General features: G+C 55.1%; 17 protein-coding genes and 1 pseudogene. 3 read left to right on the top strand and 15 right to left on the bottom strand.

The annotated features are described in order from the left end of the window. Position 1 precedes the first annotated feature (1 nt). Entirely contained in the window at positions 2-379 is a 378-nt protein-coding gene (gene apaG / locus ES815_RS13275; protein ID WP_142488198.1) for a Co2+/Mg2+ efflux protein ApaG, read from the top strand. 2 nt (positions 380-381) lie between these two features. Next, a complete protein-coding gene (gene apaH / locus ES815_RS13270; protein ID WP_142488197.1) occupies positions 382-1,230 on the top strand; it encodes a bis(5'-nucleosyl)-tetraphosphatase (symmetrical) ApaH in 849 nt (282 codons plus the stop codon). Between the two features lie 43 nt (positions 1,231-1,273). Here the strand turns inward: apaH and folA are convergent, their stop codons facing one another. The 4 genes from folA to ES815_RS23960 form a co-directional block, all read right to left on the bottom strand. Beyond that, a complete protein-coding gene (gene folA / locus ES815_RS13265; protein WP_039030411.1) occupies positions 1,274-1,753 on the bottom strand; it encodes a type 3 dihydrofolate reductase in 480 nt (159 codons plus the stop codon). A 114-nt stretch (positions 1,754-1,867) separates the two neighbouring features. Next, on the bottom strand, positions 1,868-3,733 hold the full coding sequence (gene kefC / locus ES815_RS13260; RefSeq protein WP_142488196.1) for a glutathione-regulated potassium-efflux system protein KefC: 1,866 nt from the start codon (positions 3,731-3,733) through the stop codon (positions 1,868-1,870). Continuing rightward, positions 3,726-4,256 carry a glutathione-regulated potassium-efflux system oxidoreductase KefF gene (kefF, locus tag ES815_RS13255; RefSeq protein WP_142488195.1) on the bottom strand — a complete coding sequence of 177 codons (531 nt, stop codon included), beginning with the start codon at positions 4,254-4,256 and terminating at the stop codon, positions 3,726-3,728. Before kefF ends, kefC begins: the two co-directional genes overlap by 8 nt. A 363-nt stretch (positions 4,257-4,619) precedes the next feature. Then, positions 4,620-5,231, bottom strand: coding sequence for a hypothetical protein (locus ES815_RS23960; RefSeq protein WP_231313090.1), 612 nt, complete (start codon positions 5,229-5,231; stop codon positions 4,620-4,622). 283 nt (positions 5,232-5,514) lie between these two features. Between ES815_RS23960 and ES815_RS13250 the strand changes: the two genes are divergently transcribed. After that, entirely contained in the window at positions 5,515-7,458 is a 1,944-nt protein-coding gene (locus ES815_RS13250; RefSeq protein ID WP_260609620.1) for an autotransporter outer membrane beta-barrel domain-containing protein, read from the top strand. A gap of 51 nt (positions 7,459-7,509) precedes the next feature. Here ES815_RS13250 and ES815_RS13245 read toward each other — a convergent pair whose 3' ends face one another. From ES815_RS13245 to ES815_RS23955, 11 genes and pseudogenes are all read right to left on the bottom strand, one after another. Continuing rightward, the gene (locus ES815_RS13245; RefSeq protein WP_142488194.1) at positions 7,510-7,743 is read right to left on the bottom strand and encodes a YgdI/YgdR family lipoprotein; all 234 of its coding nucleotides are present in this window, start codon (positions 7,741-7,743) and stop codon (positions 7,510-7,512) included. A gap of 92 nt (positions 7,744-7,835) precedes the next feature. Continuing rightward, positions 7,836-8,324 (bottom strand): toxin-antitoxin system YwqK family antitoxin, encoded by a 489-nt coding sequence (locus tag ES815_RS13240; RefSeq protein WP_142488193.1) that lies wholly within the window; start codon positions 8,322-8,324, stop codon positions 7,836-7,838. 126 nt (positions 8,325-8,450) lie between these two features. Next, positions 8,451-11,675 carry a carbamoyl-phosphate synthase large subunit gene (gene carB, locus ES815_RS13235; RefSeq protein WP_142488192.1) on the bottom strand — a complete coding sequence of 1,075 codons (3,225 nt, stop codon included), beginning with the start codon at positions 11,673-11,675 and terminating at the stop codon, positions 8,451-8,453. An 18-nt stretch (positions 11,676-11,693) separates the two neighbouring features. Next, positions 11,694-12,842: a glutamine-hydrolyzing carbamoyl-phosphate synthase small subunit gene (carA, locus tag ES815_RS13230; RefSeq protein ID WP_142488191.1), complete on the bottom strand. Its 1,149-nt coding sequence runs from the start codon at positions 12,840-12,842 to the stop codon at positions 11,694-11,696. 455 nt (positions 12,843-13,297) lie between these two features. Further along, the gene (gene dapB / locus ES815_RS13225; RefSeq protein WP_142488190.1) at positions 13,298-14,119 is read right to left on the bottom strand and encodes a 4-hydroxy-tetrahydrodipicolinate reductase; all 822 of its coding nucleotides are present in this window, start codon (positions 14,117-14,119) and stop codon (positions 13,298-13,300) included. Between the two features lie 192 nt (positions 14,120-14,311). After that, positions 14,312-15,262, bottom strand: a complete 951-nt coding sequence (ispH, locus tag ES815_RS13220; protein ID WP_142488189.1) for a 4-hydroxy-3-methylbut-2-enyl diphosphate reductase — start codon at positions 15,260-15,262, stop codon at positions 14,312-14,314. Further along, a complete protein-coding gene (gene fkpB, locus ES815_RS13215; RefSeq protein WP_142488188.1) occupies positions 15,243-15,713 on the bottom strand; it encodes an FKBP-type peptidyl-prolyl cis-trans isomerase in 471 nt (156 codons plus the stop codon). The genes ispH and fkpB overlap by 20 nt, the downstream gene beginning before the upstream one ends. A gap of 117 nt (positions 15,714-15,830) precedes the next feature. After that, positions 15,831-16,331: a signal peptidase II gene (gene lspA, locus ES815_RS13210; protein WP_039030431.1), complete on the bottom strand. Its 501-nt coding sequence runs from the start codon at positions 16,329-16,331 to the stop codon at positions 15,831-15,833. Next, complete coding sequence (gene ileS / locus ES815_RS13205; RefSeq protein ID WP_142488187.1) at positions 16,331-19,147, bottom strand: isoleucine--tRNA ligase; 2,817 nt, start codon at positions 19,145-19,147, stop codon at positions 16,331-16,333. The genes lspA and ileS overlap by 1 nt, the downstream gene beginning before the upstream one ends. Positions 19,148-19,180: 33 nt before the next feature. After that, positions 19,181-20,119 carry a bifunctional riboflavin kinase/FAD synthetase gene (gene ribF / locus ES815_RS13200; RefSeq protein WP_142488186.1) on the bottom strand — a complete coding sequence of 313 codons (939 nt, stop codon included), beginning with the start codon at positions 20,117-20,119 and terminating at the stop codon, positions 19,181-19,183. 7 nt (positions 20,120-20,126) lie between these two features. Beyond that, positions 20,127-20,345, bottom strand: a pseudogene (locus ES815_RS23955) (DUF2575 domain-containing protein). Between the last annotated feature and the right edge of the window lie 12 nt (positions 20,346-20,357).

The raw sequence follows: 20,357 nt of genomic DNA, 5'->3' as shown, positions 1-20,357 counted from the left end.
CATGATTGATTCGCCCCGCGTATGTGTTCATGTACAAAGCATCTATATTGAGTCCCAGTCCACCCCGGATGAAGAGCGCTTTGTCTTTGCTTACACTGTAACCATTCGCAACCTGGGGCGGATGCCTGTGCAGCTGCTCGGTCGCTACTGGCTTATCACCAACGGCAACGGTCGTGAAATTGAAGTGCAGGGCGAAGGTGTAGTCGGTGAACAGCCGCACATTGATCCCGGCGAAGAGTATCAGTACACCAGCGGCGCGGTGATCGAAACGCCGCTGGGTACCATGCAGGGCCATTATGAAATGGTCGATGCCGACGGCAATGCATTCCGCATTGCCATTCCTGTTTTCCGTCTGGCTGTTCCAACACTCATTCACTAAACATGTCTACATATCTCATTGGCGATGTTCATGGTTGCTACGATGAACTGATCGCGTTGTTAAAGCAGGTGGATTTTACCCCGGGTACGGACACGCTGTGGCTTACCGGCGATCTCGTTGCGCGTGGCCCTGGCTCGCTGGAAGTGCTGCGTTATGTGAAGTCGCTGGGTGACAGCGTGCGGCTCGTCCTTGGCAATCACGATCTGCATCTGCTGGCGGTCTACGCCGGGATCAGCCGTAATAAACCGAAAGACAGGATCACCCCGCTGCTGGATGCGCCTGACGCCGATGAGCTCATTAACTGGTTGCGTCGCCAGCCGTTGCTGCAGGTCGATGAAGAGAAACAGCTGGTGATGGCGCATGCGGGGATTACGCCGCAGTGGGATCTGCAAACGGCAAAAGAGTGCGCACGTGACGTCGAAGCTGTACTCTCCAGCGACTCTTATCCCTTCTTCCTTGATGCTATGTATGGCGACATGCCCAACAACTGGAGCACGGAACTCAGCGGTGTGGCGCGCCTGCGTTTTATCTCCAACGCCTTCACCCGTATGCGCTATTGCTTCCCGAACGGTCAGCTGGACATGTACTGCAAGGATGTGCCGGAAAACGCGCCGACCCCGCTTAAACCCTGGTTTGCGATCCCCGGACCGGTGACGGATCATTACAGCGTGATCTTTGGTCACTGGGCATCGCTGGAGGGCAAAGGCACGCCTGAGGGCATCTACGGCCTGGATACCGGCTGCTGTTGGGGTGGAGAACTTACCTGTCTGCGCTGGGAAGATAAAGCGTACTTTGTTCAGCCGTCGAACCGGCATCAGGATTTAGGCGAGAATGAAGCGGTAGCGTCGTAGAAGAGAGCTGCACCTCTCCCGTCGGGAAAGGTGCAGAAAAACATTAGCGGCGTTCAAGGATCTCAAAGCAGTAGCTATGCGAATTTTGCGCATCCGCATCGTGGAATTCACTGAATACGGATTCCCACTCGTCAGGATCGTAGTCAGGGAAATGCGTATCCCCTTCCACTTCAGCATCAATGTGTGTCAGATATAATTTCTGCGCTTTCGGCAGAAATTGCTCGTACACACGGCCTCCACCAATCACCATTATCTCTTCGGCATCACCGCAGGCAGCAATGGCTTCGTCAATGGATTTTACCCACTCAACACGCTCATCCGTGCCGGGCTGGCTGCTTATTACGATGTTTTTACGGCCCGGCAATGGACGCCCGATTGACTCCCAGGTCAGGCGACCCATTACTACCGGCTTGTTCAACGTTGTACGTTTAAACCACGCGAGATCGGCAGGCAGGTTCCACGGCATGGCGTTTTCCATACCAATCACGCGATCTACCGCAAGCGCCGCAATCAGACTGATCATTGATTATTTCCCGGATGCAAAAAATTGCCGCCACTATACGGAAAGCTTAATCTTTCGTCGACTGGCGGCAGAGTAAAGAACAGGAAATTTTTTATATTTGCTGGCAACCCCTCTTCACGCCAGCGGTTTACTCTCCAGCTCGTCTCCCGGATCGCCGGTATGCTTACCCTCTTCCGTTCCCTGCCAGCCGTGACGCTGGGTCAGCGAGAGATGATTACGATCTTCATTGATGATGTCCATCAGCATGGCGCTGGTGCGTTTAACCACCGCCGCGCGTGACGTGGCATCGTTCTCCGCCATTTCAGCCATCTCCTCGAGCATCTCAATATTAAAACGTCGGAACAGGTCTGCCCGCTCCCGGGCCTCATACGCCCCGAGTCCAAGGCTCTCAAGCGCCAGCTGGCCGGATTTCAGCGCCCCTTCAAAGGTTTCACGCTCTGGTGCATCGACACCTGTCTGACGCAGTTTGATGTAATGGTCGATATCGCGCGCGCGGGAGATGATTTTCAGATGCGGGAAATGCGTCTTCGCCAGCTCAACCAGCTGCAGGCTATTCTTCGGATCGTCTATGGCGTTGATCAACACTTCGGCCTTCCGCGCCCCGGCGGACTCCAGTAAATCCACGCGCGTGGCATCGCCGTAAAAGACCTTCATGTCAAACTTACGCAAGGTTTCAATATGGTCGGGATCGTGATCGAGGATGACCATCTTCACGCCACTGGAGAGCAACAAACGGCCGGTAATCTGACCGAAGCGACCAAACCCGGCAATGATCACCCGCGGCTGTTCTTCGTCTATTTCATCCGCCTCGCGCTCTTGTCCGCTGTCGGCCGCTTCCAGGCGGGTCAACACCACCAGCAGCAGCGGCGTCACCGCCATCGAGAGCGCCACCGCCAGCGTCAGCGCCTTAGCCCACTCCGGATCGAGCACGTTCGCCATGCTGGCCGCGCCAAACACTACAAACGCAAACTCACTCCCCTGCCCCAGCAGCACCGCAAACCAGCGGCGCTGTTTCCCGGGCACCTTCAGCGGACGGGCCACCAGCCAGAGCATCACCATCTTAATCACCAGGAAGCCCACCAGCAGAATGGCGATGCGCAGCGGATGGGTTACTAAGGTCCCGAAATCTACGGACATGCCGACGCCGATGAAAAACAGCCCCAGCAGTAGACCTTTGAAAGGCTCGATATCGCTTTCCAGCGCGTGGCGGTATTCCGAACTCGCCAGCAGGACGCCGGCCAGAAACGCGCCCATCGCCATGGAGAGCCCCGCCTCTTCCAGCATCAGGCCAAAGCCGAAGACCAGGAACAAGGCCACGGCGCTGAACACTTCCCGCAGGCCGGAACGGGCGACAAAGCGCAGCAGCGGTCGGCTAACGTATCGGCCAAGCAGGACCACCAGGGTCAGCGCCCCGGCGACCTTTAATGCCGAAAGCGCAAAGGCGCCGAGGGTGGTGGAGGCCCCGGACACGGCCAGCAGCGGGATCATCGCCACCAACGGAATGGCCGCGATATCCTGGAACAGCAGCACCGAAAAGGCGCTGCGTCCCATCTGGGAAATCGTCAGGTTACGCTCGTTCATGGCCTGCATAGCGATAGCCGTGGAGGAGAGAGCCAGAGTCATGCCGATCAGCTCCGCCACCTTCCAGTCCATGCCCAGCAGGATGCAAAATCCGCCCAGCAGCAGTCCACAGGCCAGCATCTGTAGTGCCCCGCCACCAAATACCGATGCGCGTAGCTTCCACAGACGACGCGGATCCAGCTCGAGGCCAATGACAAACAGCATCAGCACCACACCGATTTCGGCAAAGTGCAGGATCGACTCGGCGTCGGTAACCAGTCGGAATCCCCACGGTCCAATGACGCATCCGGCGATCAGATACCCTAGCACCGAACCCAGGCCGAGGCGTACCGCAACCGGTACAATCAGCGCCGCGGCGCCTAAATAGATCAGCGCCTGAATCAACGTATGGCTATCCATGGTGCGCCTCCTGCCAGTCGAGTAAACGTTGTTTATAGTGCCGGGCCTGTGCCTGCAGCGTTTCGTCGTCACAGACAAAAGTGCAATGCATGGCAAACGGCGGGAGCCAGTTCAGACCGCAATACAGAGCGGTCGCCTGCAGCGGTTGCGCCAGGACGTCAAAACCGGGGAAGGAGCCGATATCAAAATGGCTTTCGCCGCCACCGGTGGTCACGGCCCACAGCAGGCTTTTCCCTCTGAGGGCCTTGCCGTTATGGCCGTATGCCCAGCCGTGAGAGAACACTTTATCGATCCACAGCTTGAGTAGCGGCGGTGTGCTGTACCACTGCATCGGATGCTGCCAGACGATTAAATCGGCTCTGGCGATCGCCTCCTGTTCGGCAGCGATATCGATATTGAAATCGGGATAGAGCTGATAGAGAGAGCGGATCTCTACGCCCTCAAGCGTCCTTACCTGATCGAGCATTCGCTTATTCGCATGGGAGTGATGCGGATAGGGGTGGGCGTAAATAATAAGTATCATGATTAACCTGATTGCACTGCTTTCTTGTTGTGTCAGTCAGTGTAGACAGGAAAGCGAGGCGTTTGAAGGGGTCTGCGGCCGTGATGACGTTAACCGCAACGATTGATAAATGCCTTTGGGTCAAAATCTATTATTTTGATTAGACCCATAATGATAAAAAATAATATTTACCATTAAAATAACACAGCCTAAAACAATACAAAAAATATGATAATAAAATTGAATTTAATCCATATTTTAAAATAAGCACCCATGCTAAAAAATTATATAACTCAATGAATTAAGACTTTATCAATAAATAAAATCCTAAAAGGCCGCCGTTTACAAAAAATTACCTCATTATTAAAGTATGCATCCTTTTAATCACAAAATGGATGTGAACATGAAAAACAAAACTCCGCAATTAAACAGGACAACAAAGTCATTAAAAGCTATTTTTCCAGCTTTATCAGCGTTAATCGTATTTACGCCGCCAATGGTATCCGCAGAAACGACGATCAGCGGATCGACGACTAAAGCTTTGGCTTTCGAAGAAGATGATAAGTACATCATCACTGAAGGCGTCATTATTTCCCCCTCCACTACCGGTCCCTCTGTCTCTGTTCTTGGTGCCGACGTTGTGAGTATCAATAACAGCGGGCAGATTACTGGCTCTGGCGACGGCATGCTGATCCAAACGGGCGGACAAAGAATTACGCTCAATAACAACCAAAATGCGCTGATAAACTCCACCGGTGCCGACGGAATTAACATCGTTAAAATGGGTGGGGAAATAAAAAACGCCGGGAAAATTAGTGGCGCAGAAAATGGCATCAAACTTGAGAAAGATTCAGGTACTGTCAACATTGATAATACGCAAACAGGCGTTGTTGAAGGTAAAACAGCACTCTCAGCCGATACAACTGTCCAGGTCGTTAATAACGGTATTTTCAGTGGCAGTACCGACAATGGTGTAAAGCTTAGCAATGTAGGCATTAGTAACGTTGAGAATAACGGGACAGTCGAAGGTGTTAAAAATGGCGTCATCGTGACCGATAATCACAGCGTTCAGCTCATTAATGCTGGTCTGATTAAGGGCGCAGAAAGTGCAATCACCTTTGCAAGCAATCAAACTAACACGCTAACGTTAAAAACCGGTTCGGTACTTGATGGCGATGTTATCTCAAGCAATTCAAAAACAAACACTTTGTCTTTAAGTGGTCAGGGTTCGGAAGACAGCAATTTCCGCGGCCTCACTGAGGGCGACGGTTTCGCTTCGATGACCATGAACGGTACAGAGTGGGCTCTGACCGGCAATGTCGATGTGATTGGCTCGGGCGATTCCATCAAGGTCAACAAGGGTAAACTGACTTTCGCTGGCGACGTAAAAAATGGCGCGGGAAATACGCTGGTTGCCAACAACACTACGCTGCAACTGGGCGACGGCGTTAATACTGGCTCTCTGACCGGTACCGTCACCAATAACGGGACTTTCATCTTTAACCAGGGGTCCGATTCCACCTTCACTTCGGACATGACCGGCAGCGGCAGCGTAGAAAAAGTGGATGCCAACCTGTTAACCCTGACAGGCAACAACAGCTACACCGGCAACACACTTCTGCGTAGCGGGACAACCCTGGTAGCCGAAGGCGCAACTCTGGGTGGCGATGGCAACACGGCTACCATCACCGTGCAGGATGGCGCAACCTTTGCCAGCGCAGGTACTGTAAACAACAACGTTGATATCCTCAGCGGCGGCGTGCTGGCGTCATGGAATGCCGTGCAGGGGAACAGCGCGTCCAGTTCTTCTACCCTCAACACTATTAACGGCAACGTCACTAACAGCGGCACGCTACAGATCGCCGGGCTGAACGACAGCGTGGGCAACAGGTTCACCATCAACGGTGACTACACCGGCGTAAGCGGTAGCCTGATCGCCATGAACAGCGTGCTGGGCGATGACAACTCTGCTACCGACCATCTGACCATCACCGGCAACAGCGCGGGTGAATCTGGTATTCGCATCTCCAATATCGGCGGAGCGGGCGCGCAGACCGTCAACGGGATGCAGGTGGTGAGCGTAGGCGGTAACTCCGATGCCGCGTTTTCTCTCTCCAGACCGGTCGTGGTCGGCGCATGGGAATATAGCCTGAACCAGCACGCTGATGGCAACTGGTACCTGGAATCTTTAGATACTACGCCTGCGCCTACGCCGGATCCAACACCAGACCCAACACCGGATCCAACGCCAGACCCAACACCAGCTCCAACGCCTTCACCGGCACCGGCCAACCTCGCACCTGAAGTGGGCGCCTATTTAGGAAACTACCTCGCCGCCCAGGACATGTTCCTGCATAAACGCGACGATCGCGATCAGCTGACGCTGCGCAATGATGAGGATCTCAACACCTGGATGTACGTCAAAGGCCGCTATCATGAAAATGACGTGGCGGGTGGCAAAGTTAACTATGACACGACTCAGTACGTGATGCAGGTCGGCAGTGATTTCATCAGCAAGAAGATGGATACAGGGGTTCTGCATAGCGGGATGATGTTCGGTGCCGGCCAGGCTAAAACCGATTCCACCGCGCGCCATAACTCGCGCAGTGCACAAGGCAAAGTCGACGGTGTCAATGTCGGCTTTTATGCTACCTGGCAGGAAGATCAGCAGCTGCGTAAAGGCAGCTACATCGATAGCTGGGCCTCTTTCGGCTGGTATCACAACAAGCTGAGAAGCGATGGTCGCAGCAACGAGTCTTATAACAGCCACGGCTTTGCTGCCTCGCTGGAAGCGGGTCACGCCTGGATTGTTGACTCAGAGAGCGAAAGAACCTGGAAAATCGAACCGCAGATTCAGGCTGTCTATAGCTATCTTGATCAGGAAAATCACACGGACGCTGACGGGGTGCGTATTTCCACCCTCGATAATGACAGCATTCTGGGACGTATGGGTGTAAAAACCAGCTATTTCAACCAGAAAGATGTGCAGGCGTGGCAGCCTTATGTGGCAGTTAACTGGCTGAAAGGTGCCGGGCAGAACGATATCGCCTTCAACGGCGAAGCGTTCAGCAACGATACCCCGGACGATCGCGGTCAGCTGGAGCTGGGCGTTACCGGCAAGCTGAACGAGACCACGCTGATCTCGTTGCGTGCCAGCGGCGAATGGGGTGAAAACAGCTACGACGCCTACGGCGGCCATATCCTGCTCAACCATCGTTGGTAATTGCTTTACTACGACAGGAAGTGCAGTGGCGCAGGCCACTGCACTTTTTTATCAGTTATCCAGCTCACCCATAGATTTAACCTGATCGCGGTTAATCTGCTCGGTTTGCCCGGTTTCCGCATTCTCATATGAGACCAGGCCGGTGTCATCATCTACCTGCGGCTTACCATCGGTGATAATGGTTTTACCGTCGGTAGTTTTCACCGCCTGATTAGATGAACACCCTGCCACGGTAAATAAAGTTGCAGCCGCAAAGACAGAAGCCATCAGTAGTTTGTTTTGCATCGTATTCTCCCTGTTGGTCGTCATTTTTATCATCAGGGTAAACTGTAGTGGAATACGCCATACTCAGGGATAAATGCAGAACACTCTGAAGGTTAGCTTTTCTGCGGGAAGCCATCTTTGTAGATCACCGTCTGCACGACTTTGCCGCTCGCGTCATAGGTTTTTGCCTCGCCGTTCGCCACACTCTGTTTGAACGTAATGGTCGAGCGCAGCTTCCCTTCCTGGGTATAGCCCTGTGACAGCCCTTCCGCCTGACAGTTAACCAGCGGCGTATGGCTTCTGAGAACGCCGTTCGGGTAATAGACGTCGATATAGTCGTTAAAGCAACGGTTCTTAATGACGGTCTCAAACTTCTTATTACCATTGTCATACTTCTCGACGAGCTTGCCCTCAGGCACGGTATCAGCCACCTTCACCACCGGCGTGGCTAACTTTTTCTGCGGCTCAAGATCGTCCTTTAAGCCTTTTGCATAGTCGGGGGTCATCCCCATTCCATCTATGGTGTTGGTCACCGACGAGGCAAAATCGGCGCAGCCGGCAAGCAGCACCACCAGAGGTATCAACGTAAGGGCCTGTTTCACAGTGAACTCCTTTTTTTCAGGTTCACCGTAAAGTGCGATGTATGCGGGAGCAGCACAACCGCCAAAATTGGTCGGAAAGGGATAAAAAAACCCGCCGTAGCGGGTTTTAAGAACAATCTGAAGCGATTACTTCGCGATCTGCGCGTGCATCTCCTGCACCGAAATCACCTTCTCGGTGGCATCCGCGTTCAGCGCCATGGCTGTCGCGAAACCGCCGTTCAGGGTGGTGTCGTAGTGCACTTTATACTGCAGCGCGCTGCGGCGAATCAGCTTGGAATCTTCAATCGCCTGACGCCCTTCGGTGGTGTTGATGATGTAGGTGTATTCGCCATTCTTGATACGGTCCTGAATGTGCGGACGACCTTCATGCACCTTATTCACCAGACGCGGGTTGATACCGGCTTCACCCAGTACAATCGCGGTACCGTGGGTCGCATCCAGCTCGAAGCCCTGCTTCAGCAGTTTCGCTGCCAGGTCCACTACGCGCTCTTTATCCCCTTCACGCACGGACAGCAGCGCACGACCCTGCTTTTTCATGGTGGAGTTACTGCCCAGCTGCGCTTTAGCGAACGCTTCTGCGAAGGTGCGGCCAACGCCCATCACTTCACCGGTAGAGCGCATTTCTGGCCCTAACAGCGGGTCGACGCCCGGGAATTTGTTGAACGGCAGTACCACCTCTTTCACCGAGTAGTACGGTGGGATGATCTCTTTGGTCACGCCCTGCTGAGCCAGGGTCTGACCCGCCATCACGCGCGCCGCCACTTTCGCCAGCGGAACACCGGTGGCTTTGGAGACGAACGGTACGGTACGCGCCGCACGCGGGTTGACTTCAATCAGGTACACTTCGTTGTCTTTCACCGCAAACTGCACGTTCATCAGACCGCGCACCTGCAACTCGAAGGCCAGTTTCTGTACCTGGTCGCGCATCACGTCCTGAATTTCTTTGCTCAGCGTATAGGCTGGCAGTGAACAGGCGGAGTCACCGGAGTGTACGCCTGCCTGCTCGATGTGCTCCATGATGCCGCCAATCAGCACCATTTCGCCGTCGCAGATGGCATCGACGTCCACTTCCACCGCATCATCCAGGAAGCGGTCCAGCAGCACTGGCGCATCGTTAGAGACGCTGACCGCAGTCTGGAAGTAACGGCGCAGGTCAGCTTCGTCGTAGACGATTTCCATCGCCCGGCCGCCCAGCACGTAAGATGGACGCACTACCAGCGGGTAGGTGATCTCTTTTGCCTTCTCAACCGCCTGCTCAATCGCAGTCACGGTGGCGTTGGCTGGCTGTTTCAGCTTCAGACGGTCAACGGCATGCTGGAAACGCTCGCGGTCTTCAGCGCGGTCAATCGCATCCGGGCTGGTGCCGATTACCGGTACGCCTGCCGCTTCCAGGGCTCGCGCCAGCTTCAGCGGGGTCTGGCCGCCGTACTGCACGATAACGCCTTTTGGCTTCTCGATACGTACGATTTCCAGCACGTCTTCCAGGGTAACCGGCTCGAAGTAGAGGCGGTCGGAAGTGTCGTAGTCAGTAGACACAGTTTCCGGGTTACAGTTGACCATGATGGTCTCGTAACCGTCTTCGCGCAGCGCCAGCGAGGCGTGTACGCAGCAGTAGTCGAACTCAATGCCCTGGCCGATACGGTTTGGACCACCGCCCAGCACCATGATTTTGTCACGGTCAACGGACGGGTTCGCTTCGCACTCGTCTTCATAAGTGGAGTACATGTACGCGGTGTCGGTGGCAAACTCTGCCGCACAGGTGTCCACGCGCTTGTAGACCGGGTGCAGGTTGTACTGGTCACGCAGCTTACGGATTTCCGCTTCGCGCACGCCCGCCAGTTTTGCCAGACGCGCATCGGCAAAGCCTTTACGCTTCAGCATGCGCAGGAAGTCAGCGTCGAGGCCGTTGATACCCAGCTCCGCAACTTTCTCTTCCAGACGCACCAGCTCTTCAATTTGCACCAGGAACCAGCGGTCGATATTGGTCAGGTTGAATACGCCATCGACGGAGAGACCGGCACGGAAGGCGTCGGCGATGTACCAGATACGCTCGGCACCGGCGTCTTTCAGCTCGCGACGGATTTTGGTTAGCGCTTCCGGGTCGTCCAGGCTCACTTTCGGGTCGAAACCAGTGGCGCCTACTTCCAGGCCACGCAGGGCTTTCTGCAGGGATTCCTGCTGGGTGCGGCCAATCGCCATCACTTCACCGACGGACTTCATCTGGGTGGTCAGACGGTCGTTCGCACCGGCAAATTTCTCGAAGTTGAAGCGAGGAATTTTGGTCACAACGTAGTCGATAGACGGCTCGAACGAGGCCGGCGTGCGGCCACCGGTGATGTCGTTCATCAGCTCGTCGAGGGTGTAACCCACTGCCAGTTTCGCCGCCACTTTAGCAATCGGGAAGCCGGTCGCTTTCGATGCCAGGGCGGAGGAGCGGGATACACGCGGGTTCATCTCAATAACAATCAGACGACCGTTCTTCGGGTTAACCGAGAACTGAACGTTAGAGCCACCGGTTTCGACGCCAATCTCACGCAGTACCGCCATCGAGGCGTTACGCATGATTTGGTACTCTTTGTCGGTCAGCGTCTGGGCTGGTGCCACGGTGATGGAGTCACCGGTGTGGATGCCCATGGCGTCGAAGTTTTCGATGGAGCAGACGATGATGCAGTTGTCGTTTTTATCACGCACCACTTCCATCTCGTACTCTTTCCAGCCGATCAGCGACTCATCAATCAGCAGCTCTTTGGTTGGGGAGAGGTCCAGACCGCGTTCGCAGATCTCTTCAAACTCTTCGCGGTTATAGGCGATACCGCCGCCAGTGCCGCCCATGGTGAAGGACGGACGGATGATGCACGGATAACCCACGTCAGCGGCAACCGCCAGCGCTTCTTCCATGTTATGGGCGATACCGGAGCGCGCGGTGTCGAGGCCGATTTTCTTCATCGCCACGTCGAAGCGACGGCGGTCTTCCGCTTTATCAATCGCATCGGCGGTCGCGCCAATCATGGTCACGCCGAACTCGGCCAGCACGCCCTGACGCTCCAGCTCCAGCGCGCAGTTCAGCGCCGTCTGGCCGCCCATGGTCGGCAGTACCGCATCAGGACGCTCTTTTTCGATGATCTTACGTACCACTTCCCAGTTAATCGGCTCGATGTAGGTCGCATCGGCCATTTCCGGGTCGGTCATGATGGTTGCCGGGTTGGAGTTCACCAGGATAACGCGGTAACCCTCTTCGCGCAGGGCTTTACACGCCTGAGCGCCGGAGTAGTCGAACTCACAGGCCTGGCCGATAACAATCGGGCCAGCGCCAAGGATCAGGATGCTTTTTATGTCTGTACGTTTTGGCATGGTCTTCTCGGCTCCTGATTATTTAGCGGTCTTACGGTATTGCTCAATGAGTTCGATGAAGTGATCGAACAGCGGCGCGGCATCGTGCGGGCCTGGGCTGGCTTCCGGGTGCCCCTGGAAACTGAACGCCGGTTTGTCGGTACGATGAATCCCCTGCAGGGTGCCGTCGAACAGCGACTTGTGCGTTACGCGCAGTGTTGCCGGCATGGAGGCTTCATCCACCGCAAAGCCGTGGTTCTGCGCGGTAATCATCACGGTATTGTTATCGATATCTTTCACCGGGTGGTTACCACCGTGGTGACCGAACTTCATCTTCACGGTTTTGGCACCGCTCGCCAGCGCCAGCAGCTGATGGCCGAGGCAGATCCCGAAGACCGGAATATCGGTTTCAAGGAAGGTCTTAATCGCGTCGATTGCGTAGTCGCACGGTGCCGGGTCACCCGGGCCGTTGGAGAGGAAGATCCCGTCCGGGTTCATCTTCAGCACGTCGTCTGCCGGGGTTTTCGCCGGCACAACGGTCAGACGGCAGCCACGGTCCACCAGCATGCGCAGGATATTGCGCTTGGCACCGTAGTCATACGCCACCACGTGGAACGGCAGCTCGTCTTCTTTTTTCGCTTCCGGCAGCTCACCTGCCAGCGTCCAGCTACCCTGAGTCCAGCTGTAGGCCTCAGCGGTGGTCACTTCTTTTGCCAGATCCATGCCGTTCAGCCCCGGGAAGGCTTTGGCTTTTTCCTGCGCCAGAGCCGCGTCCAGGTTGTCCCCAGCGATGATGCAGCCGTTCTGGGCACCTTTTTCTCGCAGCAGACGCGTCAACTTACGGGTATCGATATCGGCAATCGCCACGATGTTATGGCGTTTCAGGTAGGAAGAGAGGTCTTCGGTATTGCGATAGTTGCTGGCAATCAGCGGCAGGTCGCGAATAATCAGACCTTGTGCATGTACCTGGGAGGACTCTTCATCAGCGGCGTTAGTGCCGACATTACCGATATGGGGATAAGTTAGAGTGACGATTTGGCGGGAATAGGAAGGATCAGTGAGGATTTCTTGATAACCGGTCATTGAAGTATTGAAAACGACTTCCCCAACCGCCGAACCTGTTGCCCCAATGGCCCGACCGATAAACTGGGTTCCGTCTTCCAGAACCAATAGCGCTGACTTAATCAAAACACCCTCCAGAGAATATTCACTCACTTTATTTGCATATTAATTCATAACCGTAGTACGAAGCAATGCAAATCTGCTGCCAGTGGATTTTCGGCAAACGGCGGCATTCTGGAGATTTGGCGGGGGAAAGTCAACTTAAAAAGTGGGTTTTGTTTGTAGTTTTTGCGGCACTGATGAGCAGGAAGGTTGTTAACGGGCAAAAAGATCAACTAAATCACTTAAGAAAACGCTTGCGAGACAGTTTTAGTATAAAGAATTCACCCACAGCCCCAAAAAGTGGACCATTTGGTCAAAATTCACAATATCGAAACAAAAATAATGGAGATAAAACTGATTTATGAACCATTATCATTAAAAAATGAATAAAATGGATAAAATTGAAGGGCAATAAAATATTGCCCTCTGCAATCAACTGTTTATGACTGCAATAACCACATCACGAAGGGTAATCATGATTATAAATTGTTAAGATTGAGCACATCTCGCATGTCAAAAAGACCATCTTTTTTGCCTTTCAACCAAATTGCAGAACGAACCGCCCCATTTGCAAAAGTCATACGGCTGGACGCTTTATGGGTGATTTCAACCCGCTCGCCGATATCGGCAAACATCGCGGTATGTTCGCCCACAATGTCACCCGCACGAACGGTAGCAAACCCAATAGTGCCTGGGACACGTTCTCCCGTATGACCTTCCCGGGTGTAGACTGCACACTCTTTCAAATCCTTATCCATCGCCTGAGCAATCGCCTCGCCCATGGCCAGCGCGGTGCCAGAAGGAGCATCGACTTTATAACGATGATGCGCCTCGATGATTTCGATATCGGTGTAATCCCCCATCACCTTCGCCGCTTTCTCAAGCAGTTTGAGCATGACGTTCACGCCCACGCTGAAGTTCGCTGCAAAGACGATAGCAACCTCGTTGGCGGCATCCTGAATAGCCTGCTTGCCAGCATCATCGAAACCGGTGGTGCCAATAACCATTCCTTTGCCATGCTGACGGCAAAACGCCAGGTGAGTCAGCGTACCTTCAGGACGGGTGAAGTCGATGAAGACATCGAAGTCGTCTTTAACCGCCTCAAGGCTGCTTTGTACGGTGACGCCTGACTTACCTGCCCCCGCCAGTTCCCCGGCATCGGCACCCAGCAGCGATGAGCCTTCACGCTCCAGAGCCGCGCCAAGCGTGACGCCATCCATCTGCAATATCGCCTGAATTAACTGACGGCCCATACGGCCACCCGCGCCAGCAATGGCGACGCGGACCTGTGCATCATGCATAGTTATTCTCTTACGTTAAAATGATGTAAACCGTTTTCAGATTAACCAGCCTCTGTCGATGCCGCTATCCGAAAACGCCAATAATTAGAATTTAATGATAAACAGCGGGAAGTATCAGTAAAAGACATGATTTCGCCGTACAAAGCGGCAAATAAAAAGCCAGCAACGGATGTGCTGGCTTGATTTGGTGGGTTATTCCACTTCCCGGGCGTCGATACGCAACTCTTTCGGCACTTCGAAGACGATATTCTCTTCACGGCCTGCCAGAGGAATAGCTTCCCCGCCGCCCAGCTCCTGCAAACGTGCAATGACGTTCTGTACCAGAATATCCGGAGCGGAGGCACCGGCTGTCACGCCGACGCACTGGGCCTCTTTCACCCAGGCTTCCTGAATATCGGTAGCATCGTCAATCAGGAACGCCGCTTTCCCCATCCGCTGCGCCAGTTCGGCCAGACGGTTGGAGTTCGAGGAGTTTTTCGAGCCGACGACCAGCACCACATCCGCCTGTTCCGCCAGGGCGCGTACGGCTTCCTGACGGTTAGTGGTGGCGTAGCAGATATCGTCTTTGCGCGGGCCGACAATTTTCGGGAAGCGCTTACGCAGCGCATCAATAACGTCAGAGGTGTCATCCACCGAGAGCGTGGTCTGGGTCATAAACGACAGCTTCGCTTCGTTTTTGACGTTCAGCGTCAGCACATCGTCCGGAGACTCCACCAGGTACATCCCCCCTTGCGGGTTGCTGTACTGGCCCATGGTGCCTTCCACTTCCGGGTGACCGGCATGACCAATCAGGATCGACTCTTCGCCGCGACGGCTTGCACGTGCGACTTCCATATGCACTTTAGTGACCAGCGGACAGGTGGCGTCAAAGACAGTGAGATCGCGATTTTTCGCTTCGTTACGCACCGCCTGGGAGACGCCATGTGCGGAGAAGATCAGGATCGCGCCATCCGGCACTTCGTCGATCTGCTCAATAAAGATCGCCCCGCGGGTACGCAGGCTATCCACCACGTAGCGGTTATGCACTACTTCGTGACGGACATAAATCGGCGCGCCATAAAGCTCCAGCGCGTTTTCAACAATGCTGATAGCGCGGTCTACTCCGGCACAGAAACCGCGCGGGTTAGCCAACAGGATCTGCATTCACATCCTCCAGTACCGGGTCAATTTCCAGCACTTCAACATCAAAATGGACGGTACGCCCGGCGAGCGGGTGGTTAAAATCGACGGTAATGGAATCGCCGTTGATTTCACGGATCACGCCAGGCATTTCGCTGCCATCCATAGCGGTAAAGAGCATAATCGCCCCGATTTCCGGTTCGCCCGCATCCATAAATTCACGGCGCGAGAAGTACTGGATCAGGTCCGGGCTCGGTACGCCAAACGCGGCATCCGGCTCCAGAGAGAAGGTTTTCTTCTCCCCCTCTTTCAGCCCCAGCAGCTGTTGCTCGAGACCTTCCGACAGAGAGGTGTCGCCAAGACGGAACAGCGCCGGTTTGCCGTTATTGCGGGTGGACTCCGCAGTGGAGCCATCATCAAGTTTCAGCGTGAAATGAACCAGCATCGCGCTGTTGCTCTGTACGGATTTAGACATGCAAATTGCTCGCTTGTTTTGGGTCACCTGTTGCCCGGTGGCGCTGCGCTTACCGGGCCTACGGGAGGCCACAAATTCTGTAGGCCGGGTAAGCTCAGCGCCACCCGGCATTTACAATTACGCCTGCTCTTTCGCTGCGGGTTTTGGCAGGAAGCCTTCCAGCACAATCAGCGCCGCACCGATACAAATCGCCGTATCGGCAAGGTTGAAGGTGGCGAAGTGCCAGTTGCCGACATAGAAGTCGATCATATCGACCACAAAGCCGTGCCACAGACGGTCGAACAGGTTGCCCAGCGCGCCGCCAATGATCAGCGCGTAGGCGATGTTATTCAGCTTTTGCGTGGCTTTACCGCGGTACATCAGCACTGCCAGCACCACGCAGATACCAAGCGCGATACCCGCGAAGAACCAGCGCTGCCAGCCGCCGCTGTCAGCCAGGAAGCTAAACGCCGCGCCATAGTTGCGCGCATAGTGCAGATTAAGCGATGGGAACAGCGGAACCGTATCCCCCAGAGCAAAGTTCTGGAGGATCAGGTACTTGCTGCCCAGATCGATAATCAGCACGACCACTACCAGCCACAGCCAGCGCAGCCCTGTTGAAGAGAGTGATTTACTCATCAGGCAAACTTACGTTTTTCGCCATCACCGGCGACGTTGCTGACACAGCGTCCGCAGATCTCTGCGTGTTCCGCCACCTTGCCGACATCGGTAGTGTAATGCCAGCAGCGCGGGCATTTCTCACCATCGGCTTTCACCAGCGCCACTTTCAGCCCTTTGAGCAGTTCGCTCTGCTGGGCATCCGCGCTCGCGTCGGCATAATCCGCAACATTCGCCCCAGAGGTCAACAGGACAAATCGCAATTCATCGCCCAGTGCCGTCAGCTTCGCCGCCAGCTCAGGTTCAGCGTACAGGGTCACTGACGCTTCCAGAGAGCCGCCCACTTTCTTGTCGGCACGCGCCTGCTCGATCACCTTGTTCACTTCGCCGCGCACTTTCAGCAGCTCGTCCCAGAAGCTGTCGTTCATGGCTTCGGTCTCTGCCAGGCCAAACAGCCCCTGGTACCACTCGCCGGTGAAGACATACTTCTCACGATCGCCAGGCAGGTAGCCCCAGATCTCATCCGCAGTGAAGGACATGATCGGTGCCATCCAGCGCACCAGCGCTTCTGCGATATGGAACAGCGCGGTCTGGCAGCTGCGACGCGCCACGCTGTCTGCTTTGGCGGTGTACTGACGGTCTTTGATGATGTCGAGGTAGAACGAACCCATCTCGATGGAGCAGAAGCGCATCAGGCGCTGCACCACTTCGTGGAAGTCGTAAGACTCATAGGCCTTCAGGATATCTTCCTGCGCCGCTTGCGCGCAGCCTACCGCCCAGCGATCCAGCACCACCATCTCTTCCGGTTTCACCATGTCTTTCGCCGGATCGAACCCGTTCAGGTTCGCCAGCAGGAAGCGCGCGGTGTTACGGATACGACGATAGCTGTCGGCAGCACGTTTCAGGATCTCGTCAGACACCGCCATTTCGCCGGTGTAATCGGTGGATGCCACCCACAGACGCAGAATGTCTGCGCCCAGTTTGTTCATCACATCCTGCGGAGAAACGGTGTTACCGATAGATTTGGACATCTTACGGCCCTGACCATCCACGGTGAAACCGTGAGTCAGTACCTGGCGGTAAGGTGCCTTGCCCTTCATGGCGGTGGAGATCATCAGGGATGACATGAACCAGCCGCGGTGTTGGTCAGAACCTTCCAGATACATGTCGGCGGCGTGGCCGGCAAACTCCGGACGCACGTCAACTACGGAGGCGTGGGTAGAGCCGGAGTCGAACCAGACGTCCAGGGTATCCGGCACTTTCTCGTAGTTGTCCGCGTCAGCGCCCAGGATGTCGCGGGAATCGAGATCCCACCACGCCTGAATGCCGTCAACTTCGACGCGTTTCGCTACTTCTTCCATCAGTTCCAGCGTGTTCGGGTGCAGCTCCTGGGTCTCTTTATGCACGAACAGAGACATCGGCACGCCCCAGGTACGCTGACGGGAGATACACCAGTCAGGACGGTTGGCAACCATAGATTCGATACGCGCCTGGCCCCAGTCCGGGATCCACTGCACGCCTTTGATCTCAGAAAGCGACTGCGCGCGCAGGCCTTTCTGATCCATGCTGACAAACCACTGCGGGGTCGCACGGAAGATGATCGGTGACTTGTGACGCCAGCAGCACGGATAGCTGTGCTGCATTTTTTCAACGTGCAGCAGCGAGCCGTTGTCGCGCAGCATGTTGACGATGATGTCGTTGGCTTTAAAGACGTTGATGCCGTCCAGGGTCGGATACGTGCCTGGCAGGTAAGCGCCGTCCGGGCCAACCGGGTTAGCGATCTCCAGACCGTATTTCAGGCTGATATTGTAGTCGTCCGGGCCGTGGCCACCGGCGGTATGCACCGCACCGGTACCCGCTTCCAGGGTGACGTGATCGCCGAGAATTGCTGGCACATCGAAATCGAGGAACGGATGCTTAAAGCGCAAATGCTCCAGCTCGGCACCTTTAACGGTACCCAGAATGCTGTATTCGGTGATGTTCGCGCGTTTCAGCACGCTCTCAACCAGGTCTTTGGCCAGGATCAGCGCACGGCCTTCAACCTGTACCAGCGCATAGTCGAACTCCGCAGAGAGGGAGATCGCGCGGTTAGCAGGCAGGGTCCACGGGGTGGTGGTCCAGATCACCAGCGAGATTGGGCCTTCTACGCCCGGCAGGCCAAATTTGCCCTGCAGCGCTTCCTGATCGACGCCTTCAAAGGCCACGTCGATGGACGGGGAGGTTTTGTCGTAATACTCGACTTCCGCCTCAGCCAGCGCAGAGCGGCAGTCCACGCACCAGTGCACCGGCTTGGCGCCTTTGTGCAGGTGGCCGTTGCCGATGATTTTGCCCAACGCACGGATGATGTTTGCTTCGGTTTTGAAGTCCATGGTCAGGTAGGGGTGCGACCAGTCGCCCAGCACGCCAAGACGGATAAAGTCTTCACGCTGACCATCAACCTGGGTCGCGGCGTATTCGCGGCATTTCGCACGGAATTCAGCGGCGGTGAACTTCTCGCCTGGCTTACCGAACTCTTGCTCCACTTTCAGCTCGATCGGCAGGCCGTGGCAGTCCCAGCCTGGAACGTAAGGCGAGTCAAAGCCCGTGAGGCCTTTGGACTTCACGATAATGTCTTTCAGAATCTTGTTTACAGAGTGACCAATATGAATGCTGCCATTCGCATAAGGAGGGCCATCATGCAGAATGAAGGTTTTTTTCCCTTTTTTGGCTGCACGGATGATGCCGTACAGGTCATCATCGGTCCAACGCGCCAGCATTCCCGGTTCACGCTTGGCGAGGTCGCCGCGCATCGGGAACCCTGTTTCCGGCAAATTCAGGGTTGATTTATAGTCACTCATCAGATTCTCGGTTCCGTATTTATATCTCAGGCATTAAGCCGGGTTTGATAGCCCAAAAATTTCGCGGGCTGTTAACTCATCTCTCGCGATTTGCGCTTTCAGCTCATCAAGCGAGGCGAATCGCTGCTCATTGCGTATTTTTTTACGCAGGATTACATCTATATGGCGACCGTAAAGGTCCATTACAACGTCCAGCAAATGCACTTCGAGCTGCTGGCGTACGCCAGCCACTGTTGGACGGGTACCAATATTGGCCACGCCGGGCAGAGGCTTATCGCCCAGCCCCGTCACTTCTACCGCAAAGACCCCTTTTACCGGGGAAACCTGACGGCGCAGCGGTAAGTTCGCCGTAGGGAAACCAATGGTGCGGCCCAGTTCATCGCCATGCACGACGCGCCCGGAAATTGAGAACGGGCGTCCGAGCAGCGTTGCGGCGGCATCCAGGTCGTCTTCCGCCAGCGCCTGGCGTACTGCCGTGCTGCTGATGCGTACGCCGCCTTCGCAAAAGGTCTGGGTGCTGGTGACGTCAAAGCCATACTCCAGGCCAGCCTTCTGTAATAGCAAGAAATCCCCCTGACGACCAGCGCCAAAGCGGAAATCATCTCCTACCGCCAGAAAGCGCACGCCGAGGCGATCGACCAACAGGTCGCTGACAAAATTTTGTGCCGTCAGCGCGGCGAAGCGCCGATCAAAACGCACGCACAGGACGTAGTCCACGCCGCACTGCGCCAGGTAACGCAACTTTTCACGCAGGCGGGTCAGGCGCGCAGGCGCCTTCTCGCTGGCAAAAAGCTCCAGCGGCTGCGGCTCAAAAATCATGACTACTACCGGCAGACCTCGTGCCCGCCCCTCTTCACGTAACCCCTGCAACAGCACCTGATGTCCACGATGCACGCCGTCGAAATTACCAATAGTCAGCACACACCCATGCGGGGCCTGACTGAGATTATGTATGCCGCGTATCAGCTTCATGACTGGCTCAAAACAGTGAAAATCGCCAAAGTATACCTTGTACAGCGGTTAAGGTTAACCGACGATTGTTCACGCAAAACAGAAAGCCGTAATGATTTCATCAGGGTTGCCTTTCACAGCGAAAAAATCTGTCCGCAGATGACGATTTTTATGTCGAAAAGCTGTATTCAGGAGAGACAAGCTGGTAGAATCCTGCGCCATCACTACGTAACGTAGCGTCGCTCATTAACGGCGCTTA

The organism is Leclercia adecarboxylata (assembly GCF_006874705.1).
Classification (GTDB): Bacteria; Pseudomonadota; Gammaproteobacteria; order Enterobacterales; family Enterobacteriaceae; genus Enterobacter; species Enterobacter adecarboxylatus_C.
The sequence above is the reverse complement of the archived record's forward strand: the minus strand, read 5'-3'. Positions and strand labels throughout refer to the sequence as shown.